Consider the following 15,212-nt stretch of genomic DNA (forward strand, 5'->3'; position numbering starts at 1 on the left):
ATTTGGTCTTTTGTTCGCACGAAGAAATCCCTTTTCGGCCTTAAAGGCCATGCTGAGTGCCGTTAAAAAAATCTTCCTAAGTTTTTCAAGGTGTCCGCTTTCCAGCGGACCTGTGTCGGAGCGTATTTTTTTCACGCCAGCCTTTAATGCCAGCCCCCCGCTCAAATGATGAAGCGCTTACAAAAGACCAAATGAGGCGGCAGCCGAATGGGTCAGGAAAATAAAAGTTTCACTATTTAAAAATTAAAAAAAATGAAAACAGCAGCAAAAAATGCAAAGCATGTACAAGGTACAAACGCAGTTAACAACAACGCACCAAGAACCGAAAACCGCGCAAGTTTAACAGGAAAGGAAGCCAAAAAAGATGAACCCGCTAAAGATGAAAAAACCGCCAATGCTGCGCCAGTTACGGAAGACACAACAGCAGAAACAAAGGCCGGTAATCCCGCTACAGTGGATAACCAACCCCTTAACCCTGCACCCGAACACCAAGAGCAGCCCGTAGCAGAAGAAGCGCCAAAGGGAGCGATAAAATATATTAAACCCGCCTTGAATTTAGAGCAAACGCTAAAATCGGTGGGTAGCCTGCACCGTCTGACCATCCAGCGTTTGGCACTAATTGGCCGCATTAAAACATTGGAAGATTTTGAGGTAAAACTGGTAGAGGAAAACGACGAATTAGAAAGTAACCCGTATCAGGGCTGCAAACTGATCATTAAGGACGACAAAGGCCGTGAGTTTGTGACCAACACGCCGAACCTTATTCGCATGGTTACACAATTCATTTTTGACGCCTGCCACGATAAACTGGCGGAAATCGAAGCAAATATTGTTTTCCCAAACGCTTAAAACAGATATGCCTCCCGACTTATCGGGAGGCATTCTTTAAGTTTTCACCTCAAAATACCAATGCCATGTACGAGTTATTTATAGAACTGACCGACCAGTTATTTTATGAAGGTTACGCCGAGCAGTTAGCCCATTCAGACCCGCAAGCCTTCCAGTTTGAGTTTAACGATTTTCTAAATACTTATAGCAATGAAATGGTTTTACGAATGCCCCACTCTTGAGGAAGTAAAGGCAAGATATAAGCAACTGGCTAAACAACATCATCCGGATTTAGGTGGCGACACGGCCACTATGCAGGAAATAAATAAAGAATATGCTTTCGCAACCGCCAAAGCGGTTAAAGGCGCGAACATGACGGATGAAGAAGCCGAGAACGAAATTCTATCGTCGGAGGCTTACCGCAAAGCCATCGAGCAAATTATACACATAGACGGTATTACTATTGAATTGGTAGGCAACTGGATTTGGGTGACAGGCAACACATATCCCAATCGGGTAACACTCAAAGGCGCAGGTTTTTTATTCGCCTCTAAAAAACAGGCTTGGTATTTCCGCACCGCCGAATACAAAGTCAATAAAGGAAGTGGCAAGTCATTAGACGAAATACGGAGCAAATACGGCAGCGAAGTACTGAATGAGGTTAAACCAAGACGAAATCACTTTATTCAATAATCAAGGCGGAGGCGCAACCGCACAAAGGACGCATTTTTTACTATGAAAGCACTTAATCAATTCAGCACCAAAATATTTTGTGAACTGCTCGACAGGATGCAGGGCAAACAACACCTGAAAATTATTAATGAACCATTTATGCCGCTTACCATTGAACGAATCGGAAATATCTATTGGGAGAATGGGCAACTGGTCAGCCTGTGCCATTATTATCAGCAAAACGGCGACCTGATGCAAGACCCGGAAATGTGTTTTGTATTCGTTGACCAACGGGAAAAGGATAAAACCGCCTATGAAAAAGTAATGATTGTACCGTACCTGTACCAACAGGCCAACCTCGGTATCTACCAGGAAAGTATGTTATTTAAAAACGATGTGGTAGTTCATTGCGATACCGACCTGCAAGCAGAGCAGACGAATTTTGCTAATCAATGGTTGCAAAACATCGTAGAACAGGGATTTTTAAAAAATGGGCAAATTCAACCTTCCTGACCATGAAAACCTTAATCATACAACATATCCAATTCCCCTTAATGGCAATTGGGCTATACCAGCGATATCTCATAGGGAGGCGCAGGTTTAACCGCCGTAGTATGGCAGGGGTACAAGGCTTTAAAAACTATAGCTATGCTGTATTAATAATGACCATTGAAACCGTATTTAAATACATCGCTAACGTTATCGTTCTTACAGGAATCATATTATTGTTATAACTGTGCAATAATTCAAAATTGCCCGGCGGGCCGGCTTTGCCGGCCCCATACGCCCCATGTTTCCGTATTTGTTTATTTAAATGGTGGAATCATGGGGCGTTCATTAACGGACCGATATTACATCAAAAAATATATGGTACTTTTATCCAATAAAAAATAACGGATATGAATGTATTATGTTTAGACGGTGGTGGGTCAAAAGGTATTTATACTTTGGGCATTTTAAAGGAGTTTGAAGCCTTAGTAAAAAAGCCCTTACATGAATATTTCCAATTGATTTATGGAACAAGTACCGGGTCAATAATAGCTGCTATGATTGGTTTAGGATATACTATTGATCAAATTACTGATATGTATTATGTTCTTATTCCTGACATTATGAAAAAAAGTTCAGCCCAAGGGAAATCCGATGCCCTTGCTTCCGAGCTCGATACTTTTTTTGGGAATAAAACTTTCACCGATTTTAAAACAGGGGTTTCAATTGTTGCAACAAATTATACTAATGCAAAACCCCTTATCTTCAAAAGGGATGCCGAACAAGCCTACAAGTTAAAAAGCACCTTCAAACCGGGGTTTGGTGTAACAATTGCTGGTGCAGTGCTCGCATCATGTGCCGCCTGTCCTATATTTAAAAAAGTAGAGGTGGTAACTGAGAATCAAGGCACGATCATAGCGATAGATGGTGGTTTTATCGCCAACAATCCTACATTATTAGCAATCACCGATGCTACGCAATCTTTAGGCCTTCCGCCTGATGAAATAGCTATCTTAAGTCTCGGTACAGGCAACTTTATTGAAACTGATATTAATTTGAAAAGCAAGTTTTATCGCTACAATTCCTTTGTTCAGCTATTTGAAAAAATTCTCAAAGCGAATACAAATACTACCGAAATTTTAACTAATCTATTGTTCAAGCATATTCCGATAATTCGTATCAATGATACTTACAATGAACCGGAATTTGGTACAAATATGGTAGAATATAAGCTCGACAAGCTTGAAAAGCTTCAACAACTAGGCAGGCAGTCCTTTGGAAAGCACGAGGACGCGGTTAAAGCTATTTTTAAAATATCCTGAAATTAGCTCTTATTCCATTTTGCTATGACTGCTGAAACGAATTTCTTCGCGGAATCTAATTCCCAGGTTTCAGTAGTATCACCCCATAGTGGTGTCAATCCGTTTACACACCTGAAATTATCCCAATTATTAGTCTGCAAATATGTAAGTACTTTAAAGACGGTTTGCGAATAATTGGTGCCATAACAATCATTAGGCACATTTGATAATAAACATTCAATAAAATAAGAGGGAGCCAATTTTTTTTCAATAACACTATCGTTTACCAACGTTTTCTTGATGTTTTTAAAAATTCTGACAGTTGGTTTAAAATAACCATTGGTGTTTTGATGTTTTATGGTGTCAATTTCGGAATGTTTTTTTGGGAAATTAATAACTTCTGCATTGTTATCGGCCCTGAAAAAGCTTACCCCCTGATGATAGCCGGTAATTCGTGTAAAATCTGTATAAAGTCGATAAGAATAACAAACTAAAACATCCGCGTGTAATCGTCCGTTGTGAGCAGGGTATACCTTAATTGCCTTATTACCCACCTCAATATGCTTCTTGGAAAAGTTTGCTTCTAAACAGTTTATAACATCTTTTTTAAAATCATCGTATCTATAGGATGACCCTGTTAAACTAAATGTTGATTTTTGCTCATCCGTTAGATTACTATAAAAACTTGAGGTTAGCTCAACAACCACATCCACATCACTTTCACCAAAAATATTAGTGTCATTTTTATAAGAGCCGGATAGGTAAACATCAAACGAAACGCCTGTTGGAAACGAAGCATAAGAATTAATTGCGTCTTTAATCGCATTCGCTGTATTGGCAGAATTGGTGATTGAGCCCTGATGTGACCAAGTATCCAGTTGATTTTCAGAAATTGACATATATTTATTAAAAATTCAAAAATACCGCAATTTTTTATAAATATCTGAATATGAGTAATTATCCTGAATCGTTGATTTATTTTATGTGGCCGTGGCAAGTTTATTATCGTATTTCAGCCCAAACCTCCGCGGAAACTCTTTTTAATAAATTAGATACTGGATTGCAGCCAAACGTTTTTTTAATAGGTTTCCTAAAAAAAGATAGACAAGACCGGCTTCCGATCTGCGTAGAGCCTGAAGATATCGATTTTAAACTTTCAGAGTTCAATGCTTTGACTGAAAGAGCGCGGGAACATTTTAATAAACATGAGCGAAGAGAAATGTTTTATTCGGGGCCGGGGCAACAGGAAGAAATGCATGGCCGCTTGATTAACGAGACACTTCAATCCGCGCTTGTGGAAATATTAAATCAATCAGAAAACAACAATGGAAAAATTAGTTTCGCCTCAAAGGCTGTAATGATCGACGATTTTGAGGTATATGTGATTTTGCAGTTAGATCGGGAGATTTACAAGACCCATGATCATTTGTCTATTGAGAGAAATGATCAGAATTTAAAAATTCATACATCGTTGTTATCCACAGTTGTCGAGGTCTATCTTGAAGAAAGAACAAGGACATTGTATTATCCAAACCCAGGGAAAAACTTGAGCGGGGATTCACGTATTGCTGATGAACTCTGGAGGGAGGCCGCCCGGACATTCATGTACACCATATCATCGAAAGGCAAAGATTTTTATGGCCTGCATGGCTTATTTGACGCCTGCAACAAACTTTCGATAGCTAGATATGAAGGAGAGGAAAATCAAGGGTATCTTATTATTTCAGACAAAATGAATGTGCATGTTGAATTATTGACCACATTGGAAGCCCCATTTAATTTTAAAGAGTTCAGGAGAGTGCGAAAACTACTCCAACTTTCAAATGATGAAATCGGTATGGTCTGTAATACAAATAACGTTTTTGGTTTAGGAAGGATAAGTAATGAATATGATCCAGCACTCGAATCAGTTTTTGTTGTAAGGTTTATAAGTATTCATTGTTGGGATGTATTGCATCACGGAAAGCCCATTTTACAAATGAGGTATAGTCTGCCCGAATTTCCGCCGGAGACAATTAGTAAGTCTAAATTTTTTTCAGATGCAGAAAGGACCTTTTCTCTTGCTACTAAAGATGACCTTGAGCATCTTTACGATCTTGCCCTCACCGTTACCAATCAAGCAAAAGGAGCGTTGTTGATAATCAGTAATGATGCTCAAAATGAAGCAAAACGTTTAGGCAACCAGTGTTTTCCCTTAATCCCGGAAAAACTAAGTGCAGACACGATCCTGAATTTGACAACAATTGATGGTGGTGTATTGATCGATCAACATGGACTTGTGTTTGCTTATGGAGTAATTTTAGATGGAGTCGTGGGCAAAGAGGGTGATTCAGCAAGAGGTTCAAGGTATAATTCAGCTATTACTTACCACGAATATAAACGGCAAATATCAGAGGTAATGGTCGTAATTGTATCAGAAGACGGTTCAGTAGATGTTATACCGAATCTGCGGCCGCAGATAAAGCATTCGGAAATAGAACGGATTATTAGTTTGTTTGAATCAATGGTCAACACTACAGAAAAAAATGTAGGTAATTTCAATCAAATCATGGAATGGTTTCAAAACAGGCGTTTTTATCTAACAGCTGAAGAATGTGAACGAATTAACAAAGCAAGAATTAAAATTGAGGAGAACTTTGGGATTCAAAATGTAAGAATTGTTTATGATGATCTTATGCCTAATTCAGAAATGAATACAACCTATTATATAAACGAACACAATTGATTCAATTCTGAGTATAAAAATTTTCATTTGTGAAGTACCTGATTTTGCGTATATTTGAGTATAACGTTCTTAATTATTCTATCAGCATCAAAGCGAGTGAAAATGTCGCAAATTTAGGCCATGTCTTATTCGTGGTCTGTATCGTGATAATAACACATAACTGATTGATAATCAATTGATATAAAGGGTAGGTTTAAATCCTGCCATCCCGACAATAGCGATACCAAAGCAATAAAAACCCTTTAAATTGAAAAATTTAAAGGGTTTTATGCATTCAGCCACTTTGTAACCTGCAAAATATTCTTAGCAAGACTTTTGATAAAGTGATTTTAAATATTATCTTTGCCACCCCATAAGGAACGGGATGTAGCGTAGCCCGGTATCGCGCCACATTTGGGATGTGGAGGCCGCAGGTTCGAATCCTGCCATCCCGACGACAGCGATACCAAATCAAGTCAAAAACCCTCTAAATTGTAAGATTTAGGGGGTTTTTTCATTTATTTTTAAATTTTTCATATCAAAATGCGGCATTGAATATCAAAGTAAAAATGCCCTATTCTGCACCCTGTTTTTTTTTCGTACTATTAACCGATGAATTTTATTAATCAATTGATAATGAAATGCTTATATCTGTTTTGTGCGTGTTTAGGCCGTTTTGATATTGCGGCTGGGCCCATTGATTCGATAAAAGTATGCCATTGTCATTTAAAACGGGATAAAGTGTATGAAAACAACAAATTCATTCAGTCTTAACTTTTTTATCAAAAAAGATAAGGCAAGTAAAGGAAACGCGCCGATTTATGTCCGCATTACCGTAAATGGCAAATTTGTAGACATGTCATTAAAGCGCCGTGTCAAAATGGACACGTGGGAACAGGACGATCAAAAGGTAACGGGTAACAGCCCTGAAGCCAGGGACATCAAGGAAAAAATTCGGCAGACAAAAACGGAGATCAATAACGCTTATGATGAACTGCGGTTTAATAAGGAATTGGTCAATGCTGAAGCTATCAAAGCAAAGGTTGAAGGTATTGACGAGGAACAAACTACTCTCTTGTGGCTGATGAACTATCATAATACGGAGATCAAAAAGCTACTTGAAGATGGCACAATGAAAAACTATTTCACTACCGAACGCTACGTAAAGGAGTTTCTATTAAAGAAGAAAAAGCGTCACGACATTTATCTTTCCCAACTGGATTACAAATTTGTTGTGGATTTTGAAATCTATCTACGCCAAAGAGAGCCGGATAAAAACCAAAGGCCATGTGCGAACAATACCGTGATGAAACACATTGAACGCTTGCGCAAAATGATTAACATAGCGGTTAAAAACGAATGGTTGATTAAAGACCCTTTTTTGCGTTTTGAGCGTAAAATCGTTAATAAAGATCGTGAAGCGCTTGAACTGGAAGAAATTGAAAATATTAAAGGGGTAAAACTGGATAAAGACGGGCAAAGAATTGTTCGGGACGTTTTTATATTTAGTTGCTACACCGGCTTGTCTTTTGCCGATATGTGTTTATTAAATAATAATCATTTAGTAACAGATATTGAGGGCGAAAAGTGGATAGAGATGATCAGGCATAAGACGGCAAATTTTTCCGGCAAGAAATTCTTTGTTTTGCTGCTTCCTGAAGCTATTGAACTGATAAACAGGTACAGAAATCATCCGATGGCAGGATACACAAAAACGATCTTTCCGGTATTTTCAAATCAGGCTACTAACCGTTATCTCAAAGCGATTGCTAAAGAGGCAAAGGTTGATAAAAAATTGACCTTTCATATCGCCCGACACACATTTGCTACAACAATTACTTTGGAAAACGGGGTGCCAATGGAAACTGTATCAGGGATGCTTGGACACGCCAGCTTGCGCACGACACAAATTTACTCCAAAATCAAAAAGAAAAAAGTTAGTAATGATATGAAGGTATTGCGGGAACGCTTAAAGCAAGCTTAAAACCATGGCAAAAATAAAAGATAGCAATCGGACAAACCGATACGATAAAATATTCAGGGAGAATATGGAGATCGCTTTGCCGGGCGTCATCCGGTATCTTTTGGGCTTAGATATTGTCAGCAGTGAAGAAGTACCGGACGAAATACAGCATACAAAGGAACGTAAACCAGACCTATTGAAAAAGGTCGTAGATGCGGATGGCCGGAATTATATATTACATATAGAATACCAGGCTAAGGCTGATAAAGATATGGTCTATCGGATGGCAGAATACAGTATCATGCTGCAATGGAAGTATCGAACGGATATCAAGCAATATGTAGTATTTATCGGTGCCGGCAGTCCTAAGATGACGGAGAGTATTGAAAAAGAGGATTTTTATTTTAGATATCACTTGCTCTCTCTTTCTTCTGTTGATTACAAAATCTTTCTGAGCGCGAACGAACCGGAAGAAAAATTACTCGCGGTGTTGGCAGATTTTAAAAATGATGATCCGGTTATCGCGTTAAAAAGTATTTTAACAGAAGTAAAATCATTTGCTAAAAGTGACTTGGCGGAAGATAGATATTTTAACCAGTTGCGTATATTGGTACAATTGCGTAACTTAGAAACACAATTTGATGAAGCTATGGAAACAGTAACTAAATTTTTCAAGGAAGAAAAAGACCCGCTGTATAAAAGAGGTGAAGCAAAAGGCAAAGAAGAAGGCGAACACCTAAAGGCTGTGGCTATCGCCAAAGAACTGAAAAGTGAGGGTTTGGCTAATGACTTTATTGCCAAAACAGGGAGTGTAAACTAAACTGTGTCAACTAAAAATAAACTTGTTATTGTTTAAGATGTTGAAATGTGGGAAACTCCTTCAGTTTCCCACATTTCAACATCTATCCGTTATTTAGGTGACCAGCTATCCTATCGCCAAACATAATGTAAAGTTGAGATAAAGTCAAACTCCAGTTGTGCATTGGCATTGTCCATTTCTCAGAGATATTCTGGACTACCAGATATACCAGCTTTAACAAGGCTGTATCTGATGTGAATGCGCCCTTTGTTTTAGTTACTTTGCGTACCTGGCGGTGAAAGCCCTCAACCGCGTTAGTTGTGTAGATCACTCTGCGAATGTGTGCATCATACTTAAAAAAAGTTGACAGGTTTTCCCAGTTATTGTACCACGACCCGACCGGAACCGGATACTTTTTAGCCCATTTTTCATCCAGGGAAATCAGATTTTCGTAGCCCTGTTCTTTATTAATGGCTTGGTAAACCGGCTTAAGATCAGCCATGAATTTCTTCTTGTCTTTCTCGGCAATATAGCGCAAGCTATTACGGATCTGATGAACAACGCAGGTCTGTATCTCCGTTTTTGGAAAGATGGCTGCTATGGCCTCGGGAAAGCCTTTTAAACCATCTATGCATGCAATTAGCATATCCTGCAAACCACGGTTCTTTAGATCGGTCAAAACCGATAGCCAGAACTTAGCGCCTTCGCTTTCTGATAAATACATGCCTAACAGATCCTTTTGCCCACGAAGGGAAACACCAAGAATATTGTAAACAGCCCTGGTAATTACGCCGTTGCCTTCACGTACTTTATAGTGCATACAGTCCAGGTATACAAATGCATAAACCGATTCCAGTGGCCGCTGCCGCCATTCGTTCATGGCTGGGATAACTTTGTCTGTAATAGAGGATAAGGTAGTTGCAGAGATATCCATTTGATATATTTCCATGATATGTTTGGAAATATCCCGTGTGCTCAGGCCAAGCCCATACAAGCCGATTACCTTCTCTTCCAGTTCTTCGGTTATAATCACTTGTCGCTTTGGTAACACTACAGGTTCAAAGCTGCCAGACCGGTCCCGGTTGCTTTGCAGATCAAATTCGCCCGAAAGGCTCTTAACTCGTTTCGTGATTTTACCATTAAGGCGATTGGATAAGCCTGCGGCTTTTTCTTCCTGTAGATGGGTTTCTAGCTCGCCCTCAAGCGCTGCTTCTAAAAAATGTTTCAGTAAAGGCGCAAAGATGCCCTTTTCTCCGTTAAGGGGTTTACCAGCGTACATCCCCTTGATCGCCTCTCGTTTGAAACTTTCAAAATCGAAATTGTTGTTTTTGTTCATTCTACTATGTCTAAGTTAAAAATTCTATCCAAATTTTTAACTGACACAGTTCATTTTACAGTCTCCCAAAACAACGAAACTATCTATTGAAGAAGTAGAAAAATTATAATCTAATTTCCCCCTAATTAATTTAATACAGAAGCCACATATTTATGTGGCTTTTCTTTTATACATCAATGATGGCAGGGAACGTAAAAAAGAATGTGCTTCCTATACCTTCTTTACTTTCGATCCAAAGCTGGCCTTTATTCGCTTTGATAAATTCCTTGCTCAACATTAAGCCAATGCCCGTTCCTTTTTCACCTTTTGTTCCATAAGCAATATCAAGGTTAGCTTTTAGGAAAATTTCCTGCTGTGCCCCGCTTATACCTTTTCCATGATCTTTTACCGAAAAGATAACGATATTCGAGCTTGGTTTATTGATTGCCGCAACTTCTATTTTTCCAGATGGATAACTGAATTTGATCGCGTTGGAAAGGAGGTTTCGTATAATAAATTCAAAGTGGTTGATGTCGCCGAATAAGGTCAGATCGTCCGGGGTTGCATCGGTAATGAGAATCGATTTATCGCCAGCATGTTTTTGTAAGGCCAAGATATTTTTGGTAATACTGTTTTTAGCATTGAAACTCACCTTTTCGATGTGAATGCCTTTTAGTTGCGCTTCGCCCCAATTCAGCAAAGCATTGAGAATATCCAGTGAGACTTTACCCTGCTTCCGCATTTCGGAAACCATCACCCGTTGATCTTCTGTTAAATTTTCATCTTCCAGCACTTCCAATAACTGGGTGATACCACCGATAGGGTTCCTAAGATCGTGACCGATGATCGAAAATAATTTATCTTTGATCAGATTCGATGCCGCAAGGTTTTTATTTAAACGGGTAGTCTTATAAAAATAAACGCCTACAATCAAAAGAACCAGCAAAATTGCAACTGCGGTAAACAAGCCTTCATTTCGCTGATACGTCCTTTGCTGGTTGGCTAACTCTAATGCTTCGATGCGAAGCTTTGATTCCGCAAGTTCATAACTACTCTGTAAAACGGCAATTTTATGGCCAACATTGGCATTTTGAAGGCTATCCAATAAGCGGTGATGCTTTTCCAAGGCATTCAGTGCATCCGCATAGCGGGATTGTTGACGGTACAGATCAGACAGGCTCCGATATATCTCCGCCGCTAATTGTTTATGGCCAATTGTATGTGCAATATCCAAGGCGTTTTTTAAATGCTGAATGCTCTGCTCGGCGTCCTTATTTTTAAGGACATTAGCAATGCCCATGAGTGAACGTGCTTCTTCCTCGTGGAGCCCGTTCGCTTTGGCCTTTACAAGCCCCATCTGATGATAATTTAAGGCTTTTTGTTTGTCTCCGAGTTGATCGTAAGTTTTACCGGCATTATTTAAGAATGCGATATGCGCTTTGACATGCTGAACCGCACCGGTTTGACTGATACCCTTTTCGAAATAGTCGGCTGCTTGCTTGTGATTACCCATCTTAGTATGCAAAACGCCTATGCTATTAATGAGTAAGAAATACTCATCTGATAATGGTTTACCTTGGTTGAATTTTTCTGCCTGTGCATAATCCTGTAAAGCCAGATCTCGGTTTCCGCTCAACTCGTTTAATTCTCCCAGCTTGGTATAGGCTTTAATGATGCCTGTTGTATTCCTGCTTTTTTGGTATAGTGTCAGGGCATTATGAAGGTATTGGTTACCAAACTTGAAATTCCCTTGCCGTCCTTCCAATAATCCCAGGTTGGCCGAAGCATCTGCCGAATCTAAAATATCTTTTAAATTATTAAAGATGGCCAATGAACCCTTCTGATATTTTACAGCGAGTTTCAGGTTTCCGTATTTTTCATTGATGCGCGCAAACCTGTTCAGCATCCAAGCCTCGCCCAGAGGGTAATTTAAAGACTTTGAGAGTTTCAGACCCTGATTTGCGAAATAAATAGCAGAATCGGGTTTTTTATTTTGATAAAAGCTGCTTCGATATTCGTAGCGCCTCAATTTTACACTATCTTCAGATGAAATTTTCACCTCCTTATGGTGCACCTGTCCGCAGGCGAATAAAGCAGCAAGGCATAAAAACCCAATCGAAGTGGTACATTTCATAATTAAAGGTAAACATATCTTTAAACGCACTATTGAAATTAAAGTTCATCACTGATTTATTTACACAATAATTTGAAACAAAAAATCTCTAATAGTCGTTAGATAAACCTACAAGTAGCTATTCGATAGCTTAAAAAGCCTACAGCCTGCCCGTTCATACGATACGTACCTGGTTCGATAATTTTAATGTCTAAGAAATTTAATAATGATCAAAATTACGAAGGTGCAGTATTTGGCTGCTATAAGTTTGTTGCTGGTTTTCGCCATTGATGTGTTTACACCCAGTCACTATGTAGTTGACACGCTATATATCTGCTGTATCGTCATTACATTCAAACAAAAAAAGGAGATCATTGCCGGGTTTACCATTGCGGCCTGCGTACTTATCATGATAAACGCGTTTGTTTTTGATTTAAAGGCTCGTCAGGACATATCCGTTTGGACTAATCGGGGCATATCCATATTAGCTATTTTTATAACATCTTCTATTGCTATTCGTTACAGGAAACTTTATCAAGCCAGCATTCTGAAAGAACAAGCGTATTCAAAAGCTCTGGAAGAATTGTTATTCATGGCTTCTCACCAGGTTAGAAAGCCGGTAGCCAATATATTAGGTTTGATCGAAAATATAGATACTGATTTCGCATTGCTTACTCCGGCTGACATTAGCGAACACTGTAAATATCTTCAGGTTTCTGCACTCGAACTGGATAATGTAGTAAAAAATTTGAGCGAATTTTTGGAAAACATCGACGGACAAAACCAATTTTAGAAAGCATGGTAATGGCTTAAAAGAGGTTAACCGAAGTTATCGCGCGACCTAAATACGGCCTTATATCACTTGTGTCAAGGCCAATACAAGCGATATAGGGCCGTTTCTCACTCCCCGAACAATAATATATAGTTAGTTTTTCGGGGCTCTTAAATGCCTTAATTTAACGTATTTTACGTTGGCTGAAAAATTAAATATATTCAGAACTTATAAAAAATTCCGGCCAGTTATCCAATATGATTTGGCGGTTTCCTCCATCTGCAAATTGGAATAGCTGAAATAAAGTAATCGTAAATTTATTAAGATTCAATTTTTCGTTACCTATCCATCTATCATATAGACATTTTTCGTTTGCCATGATTTAAACATTAAGCGTTAAACAATAATTCTACGGCCAGTTTAAATTTCTCGTCTTCGCTATTGTGCTGCGCATACTTAACGATACGGTCATTTACAAAAAGCACCGTATAGTCAAACGAACTAAACAACCGGTCTGAAAATACCTTACTGCTTTTAACTAAACTTGAACGGTACTTATTTATCCGTTCCTCTACCTGTTCGGATAACTGTAGCCACATATCAAAGGTCATTAAACCAAAGTCCCATGTTTTGCGGTGTTGCTCCTGATTGGTTTTCAGGTCGGCGCACACTATTATTATGCGGTCTAACAGATAGGGTATTTCATCAGGAAAAAGCTCGTGTAACAGTTTGGCTTTATCGGCATTAGTGAGATTTCTTAAATTTTTCATTTTATTGTTTTTTTGGTAAGCGGTTTAGTTCCTTTTCATAATCATCAGGTATCGGGGGCGGGTATTCGTTTAAGCTGACCTTTACAGATGCTCCGTCCTTATCAAAAGCGAATGCAATGCTTTTGGCTTTCACGTAGTTGATAGTCAGTATTTCACATTTTCGCTTTTTCAGGATGGTATAAGCATCGAATAAGGCGGTGCTATAACTGATACCTATTCCTGCGATATGATGATTTTTATATTGCTTTCCGTTCTTCTTTCGGACGGTAAGGGCAAAATCATATTCATAACATATTGTTAATTCTTCCATTGCATTAAAGTTGAATAAGGCGGGACTGGCCCGCCTTATGGAATTAATTAAGTATCAGCGCATCCGTGCCGTGTTTGGCAAAATCTGTACAAAGGTCAAAGGCGGTCTGCCCCCTTTGAGAACCTGTGCCGTACATGATGCTTTTAAACTTGCTTTCTTCATCCCTGAAATTGCGGACGTTCTGAAAATAGCCTGTTACGCTTATGCAAAGCTTTGCATAAGTATTATTATGTAAAGTGATATTGTAAAGTAGGAAGCCAAACACAGCTGTTTAACCCCTCTTTATGATGTTGCTTTACATAATCTTTTACTTTTCATAATGATACTGTTGTACGCTCCGAATAGTGTTCCTTTTGTGGTAAGTTCCTGCTGACTATTTGCGGTCATGGCGTAATCAAAAACACTGCTCACCATGTTGTTATAATGACTTGATAACTCGGCCTCCCTGCCTGTTTTAAGTTTTTGGTAGGTTTCCTTATTGGGAATCATGGCTAACTGTATCAGCCGTTTTACATGCGGGTCGGTAATTTTAATCCTTGCCCATCGATTAAATATCGCCTCCAGTTCAACGGTCAGTTGGTCGGATAACCCTAAAATCTTATGTGCGCTTTTTAGTTTTTCCTCTGCGCTCGCGGTATGCCTGATATATACGGCATTAGAACAGTTTCGTAAAGCAGCGTTAAGCGTATTTGAACACCAGATGCGCACGGGTGTAAATGCAATAGTTATGCAACCCGTTCCATTGTGGGTTGACGTCAGAAACAAATAATTGTCGATTAAATCTTCCCGGCCAACACGAATATGCCCGGGCAACTTGGCGGTAACAAATATGGTTTCCCCATAGCCCAATGCCCCGGCAGTCTCATATTTTATCAGATTTTTACCCCCTGCGATACCATCGAAAATATCAAACGCCTTTGTATTCTGAATTACGGCATAATCACTGCCAATTTTATCCCCTAAAATCGCCTCGGTATCGGTACGATAGGTAAAATAGCTGTTATCAGATATGACATTTATGCCACTCGGCAACGAATGAGTATTGGGATGTTTTACGACTTCAAAATCTAAACCTGCTTCCTGTATAGCTTCTGCGCTCGTTGCGTTGTTTGAAATTGTTGTGCCTATCACATTCCACACTTTGGGCTTAACCAGGCTGTTATTTATAGTTGTCAT

General features: G+C 39.1%; 17 protein-coding genes, 1 tRNA gene and 1 pseudogene. 11 read left to right on the forward strand and 8 right to left on the reverse strand.

The genetic code is table 11. The features are described 5' to 3' along the window. The first annotated feature begins 252 nt into the window (after positions 1-252). The 6 genes from MUCPA_RS02250 to MUCPA_RS02270 all read left to right on the forward strand — a co-directional run bounded on the left by MUCPA_RS02250 (position 253) and on the right by MUCPA_RS02270 (position 3,311). Positions 253-849, forward strand: a complete 597-nt coding sequence (locus tag MUCPA_RS02250) for a hypothetical protein (RefSeq protein WP_008504182.1) — start codon at positions 253-255, stop codon at positions 847-849. 65 nt (positions 850-914) lie between these two features. Next, the gene (locus tag MUCPA_RS38095) at positions 915-1,070 is read left to right on the forward strand and encodes a hypothetical protein (RefSeq protein ID WP_008504183.1); all 156 of its coding nucleotides are present in this window, start codon (positions 915-917) and stop codon (positions 1,068-1,070) included. Beyond that, on the forward strand, positions 1,039-1,521 hold the full coding sequence (locus MUCPA_RS02255) for a J domain-containing protein (RefSeq protein WP_008504184.1): 483 nt from the start codon (positions 1,039-1,041) through the stop codon (positions 1,519-1,521). Before MUCPA_RS38095 ends, MUCPA_RS02255 begins: the two co-directional genes overlap by 32 nt. A gap of 42 nt (positions 1,522-1,563) precedes the next feature. Continuing rightward, a complete protein-coding gene (locus MUCPA_RS02260) occupies positions 1,564-2,013 on the forward strand; it encodes a DUF6908 domain-containing protein (protein ID WP_008504185.1) in 450 nt (149 codons plus the stop codon). A gap of 2 nt (positions 2,014-2,015) precedes the next feature. Beyond that, positions 2,016-2,234, forward strand: a complete 219-nt coding sequence (locus MUCPA_RS02265; RefSeq protein WP_008504186.1) for a hypothetical protein — start codon at positions 2,016-2,018, stop codon at positions 2,232-2,234. 165 nt (positions 2,235-2,399) lie between these two features. Further along, complete coding sequence (locus MUCPA_RS02270; RefSeq protein WP_008504187.1) at positions 2,400-3,311, forward strand: patatin-like phospholipase family protein; 912 nt, start codon at positions 2,400-2,402, stop codon at positions 3,309-3,311. Between the two features lie 2 nt (positions 3,312-3,313). On the opposite strand, the gene MUCPA_RS02275 is transcribed toward MUCPA_RS02270, so the two are convergent. Then, entirely contained in the window at positions 3,314-4,189 is an 876-nt protein-coding gene (locus MUCPA_RS02275) for a nucleotidyltransferase domain-containing protein (protein WP_008504188.1), read from the reverse strand. 50 nt (positions 4,190-4,239) lie between these two features. Here MUCPA_RS02275 and MUCPA_RS02280 point away from each other — a divergent pair, with 50 nt between their 5' ends. The 4 genes from MUCPA_RS02280 (at position 4,240) to MUCPA_RS02295 (ending at position 8,777) form a co-directional block, all read left to right on the forward strand. Continuing rightward, a complete protein-coding gene (locus MUCPA_RS02280; protein ID WP_008504190.1) occupies positions 4,240-6,015 on the forward strand; it encodes a hypothetical protein in 1,776 nt (591 codons plus the stop codon). Positions 6,016-6,375: 360 nt separating this feature from the next. Continuing rightward, positions 6,376-6,449, forward strand: a tRNA-Pro gene (locus MUCPA_RS02285). 290 nt (positions 6,450-6,739) lie between these two features. Beyond that, on the forward strand, positions 6,740-7,978 hold the full coding sequence (locus MUCPA_RS02290) for a site-specific integrase (protein ID WP_008504191.1): 1,239 nt from the start codon (positions 6,740-6,742) through the stop codon (positions 7,976-7,978). 4 nt (positions 7,979-7,982) lie between these two features. Beyond that, the gene (locus MUCPA_RS02295) at positions 7,983-8,777 is read left to right on the forward strand and encodes a hypothetical protein (protein WP_008504192.1); all 795 of its coding nucleotides are present in this window, start codon (positions 7,983-7,985) and stop codon (positions 8,775-8,777) included. An 82-nt stretch (positions 8,778-8,859) separates the two neighbouring features. Here MUCPA_RS02295 and MUCPA_RS02300 read toward each other — a convergent pair whose 3' ends face one another. Together MUCPA_RS02300 and MUCPA_RS02305 are read right to left on the reverse strand one after the other, a co-directional pair. Then, a complete protein-coding gene (locus tag MUCPA_RS02300) occupies positions 8,860-10,092 on the reverse strand; it encodes an IS256 family transposase (RefSeq protein WP_008504193.1) in 1,233 nt (410 codons plus the stop codon). A 166-nt stretch (positions 10,093-10,258) separates the two neighbouring features. Beyond that, positions 10,259-11,707 (reverse strand): tetratricopeptide repeat-containing sensor histidine kinase, encoded by a 1,449-nt coding sequence (locus MUCPA_RS02305; RefSeq protein ID WP_233276830.1) that lies wholly within the window; start codon positions 11,705-11,707, stop codon positions 10,259-10,261. 703 nt (positions 11,708-12,410) lie between these two features. On the opposite strand from MUCPA_RS02305, the gene MUCPA_RS02310 reads away from it, so the two are divergent. Next, positions 12,411-12,977: an ATP-binding protein gene (locus MUCPA_RS02310; RefSeq protein WP_008504195.1), complete on the forward strand. Its 567-nt coding sequence runs from the start codon at positions 12,411-12,413 to the stop codon at positions 12,975-12,977. 190 nt (positions 12,978-13,167) lie between these two features. On the opposite strand, the gene MUCPA_RS37525 is transcribed toward MUCPA_RS02310, so the two are convergent. The 5 genes and pseudogenes from MUCPA_RS37525 to MUCPA_RS02330 form a co-directional block, all read right to left on the reverse strand. Beyond that, a complete protein-coding gene (locus MUCPA_RS37525; RefSeq protein WP_008504196.1) occupies positions 13,168-13,335 on the reverse strand; it encodes a hypothetical protein in 168 nt (55 codons plus the stop codon). Positions 13,336-13,345: 10 nt separating this feature from the next. After that, a complete protein-coding gene (locus MUCPA_RS02315) occupies positions 13,346-13,726 on the reverse strand; it encodes a hypothetical protein (RefSeq protein WP_008504197.1) in 381 nt (126 codons plus the stop codon). 1 nt (position 13,727) lies between these two features. Further along, positions 13,728-14,036, reverse strand: coding sequence for a hypothetical protein (locus MUCPA_RS02320; RefSeq protein ID WP_008504198.1), 309 nt, complete (start codon positions 14,034-14,036; stop codon positions 13,728-13,730). Between the two features lie 43 nt (positions 14,037-14,079). Next, positions 14,080-14,238 (reverse strand): annotated as a pseudogene (locus MUCPA_RS37530) (DUF932 domain-containing protein); the annotation flags it as partial. 80 nt (positions 14,239-14,318) lie between these two features. Further along, positions 14,319-15,212 carry a DUF932 domain-containing protein gene (locus MUCPA_RS02330; protein ID WP_008504200.1) on the reverse strand — a complete coding sequence of 298 codons (894 nt, stop codon included), beginning with the start codon at positions 15,210-15,212 and terminating at the stop codon, positions 14,319-14,321.

Origin of the sequence: Mucilaginibacter paludis DSM 18603, from assembly GCF_000166195.2 — a bacterium.
In the GTDB taxonomy this organism is placed as follows: Bacteria; Bacteroidota; Bacteroidia; order Sphingobacteriales; family Sphingobacteriaceae; genus Mucilaginibacter; species Mucilaginibacter paludis.

Bases quoted from the DNA above. Each gene is read 5' to 3' on its own strand.
- MUCPA_RS02250 (WP_008504182.1), top strand. From the start codon at position 253: ATGAAAACAGCAGCAAAAAATGCAAAGCATGTACAAGGTACAAACGCA.
- MUCPA_RS38095 (WP_008504183.1), top strand. From the start codon at position 915: ATGTACGAGTTATTTATAGAACTGACCGACCAGTTATTTTATGAAGGT.
- MUCPA_RS02255 (WP_008504184.1), top strand. From the start codon at position 1,039: ATGAAATGGTTTTACGAATGCCCCACTCTTGAGGAAGTAAAGGCAAGA.
- MUCPA_RS02260 (WP_008504185.1), top strand. From the start codon at position 1,564: ATGAAAGCACTTAATCAATTCAGCACCAAAATATTTTGTGAACTGCTC.
- MUCPA_RS02265 (WP_008504186.1), top strand. From the start codon at position 2,016: ATGAAAACCTTAATCATACAACATATCCAATTCCCCTTAATGGCAATT.
- MUCPA_RS02270 (WP_008504187.1), top strand. From the start codon at position 2,400: ATGAATGTATTATGTTTAGACGGTGGTGGGTCAAAAGGTATTTATACT.
- MUCPA_RS02275 (WP_008504188.1), bottom strand. From the start codon at position 4,189: ATGTCAATTTCTGAAAATCAACTGGATACTTGGTCACATCAGGGCTCA.
- MUCPA_RS02280 (WP_008504190.1), top strand. From the start codon at position 4,240: ATGAGTAATTATCCTGAATCGTTGATTTATTTTATGTGGCCGTGGCAA.
- MUCPA_RS02290 (WP_008504191.1), top strand. From the start codon at position 6,740: ATGAAAACAACAAATTCATTCAGTCTTAACTTTTTTATCAAAAAAGAT.
- MUCPA_RS02295 (WP_008504192.1), top strand. From the start codon at position 7,983: ATGGCAAAAATAAAAGATAGCAATCGGACAAACCGATACGATAAAATA.
- MUCPA_RS02300 (WP_008504193.1), bottom strand. From the start codon at position 10,092: ATGAACAAAAACAACAATTTCGATTTTGAAAGTTTCAAACGAGAGGCG.
- MUCPA_RS02310 (WP_008504195.1), top strand. From the start codon at position 12,411: ATGATCAAAATTACGAAGGTGCAGTATTTGGCTGCTATAAGTTTGTTG.
- MUCPA_RS37525 (WP_008504196.1), bottom strand. From the start codon at position 13,335: ATGGCAAACGAAAAATGTCTATATGATAGATGGATAGGTAACGAAAAA.
- MUCPA_RS02315 (WP_008504197.1), bottom strand. From the start codon at position 13,726: ATGAAAAATTTAAGAAATCTCACTAATGCCGATAAAGCCAAACTGTTA.
- MUCPA_RS02320 (WP_008504198.1), bottom strand. From the start codon at position 14,036: ATGGAAGAATTAACAATATGTTATGAATATGATTTTGCCCTTACCGTC.
- MUCPA_RS02330 (WP_008504200.1), bottom strand. From the start codon at position 15,212: ATGACAACTATAAATAACAGCCTGGTTAAGCCCAAAGTGTGGAATGTG.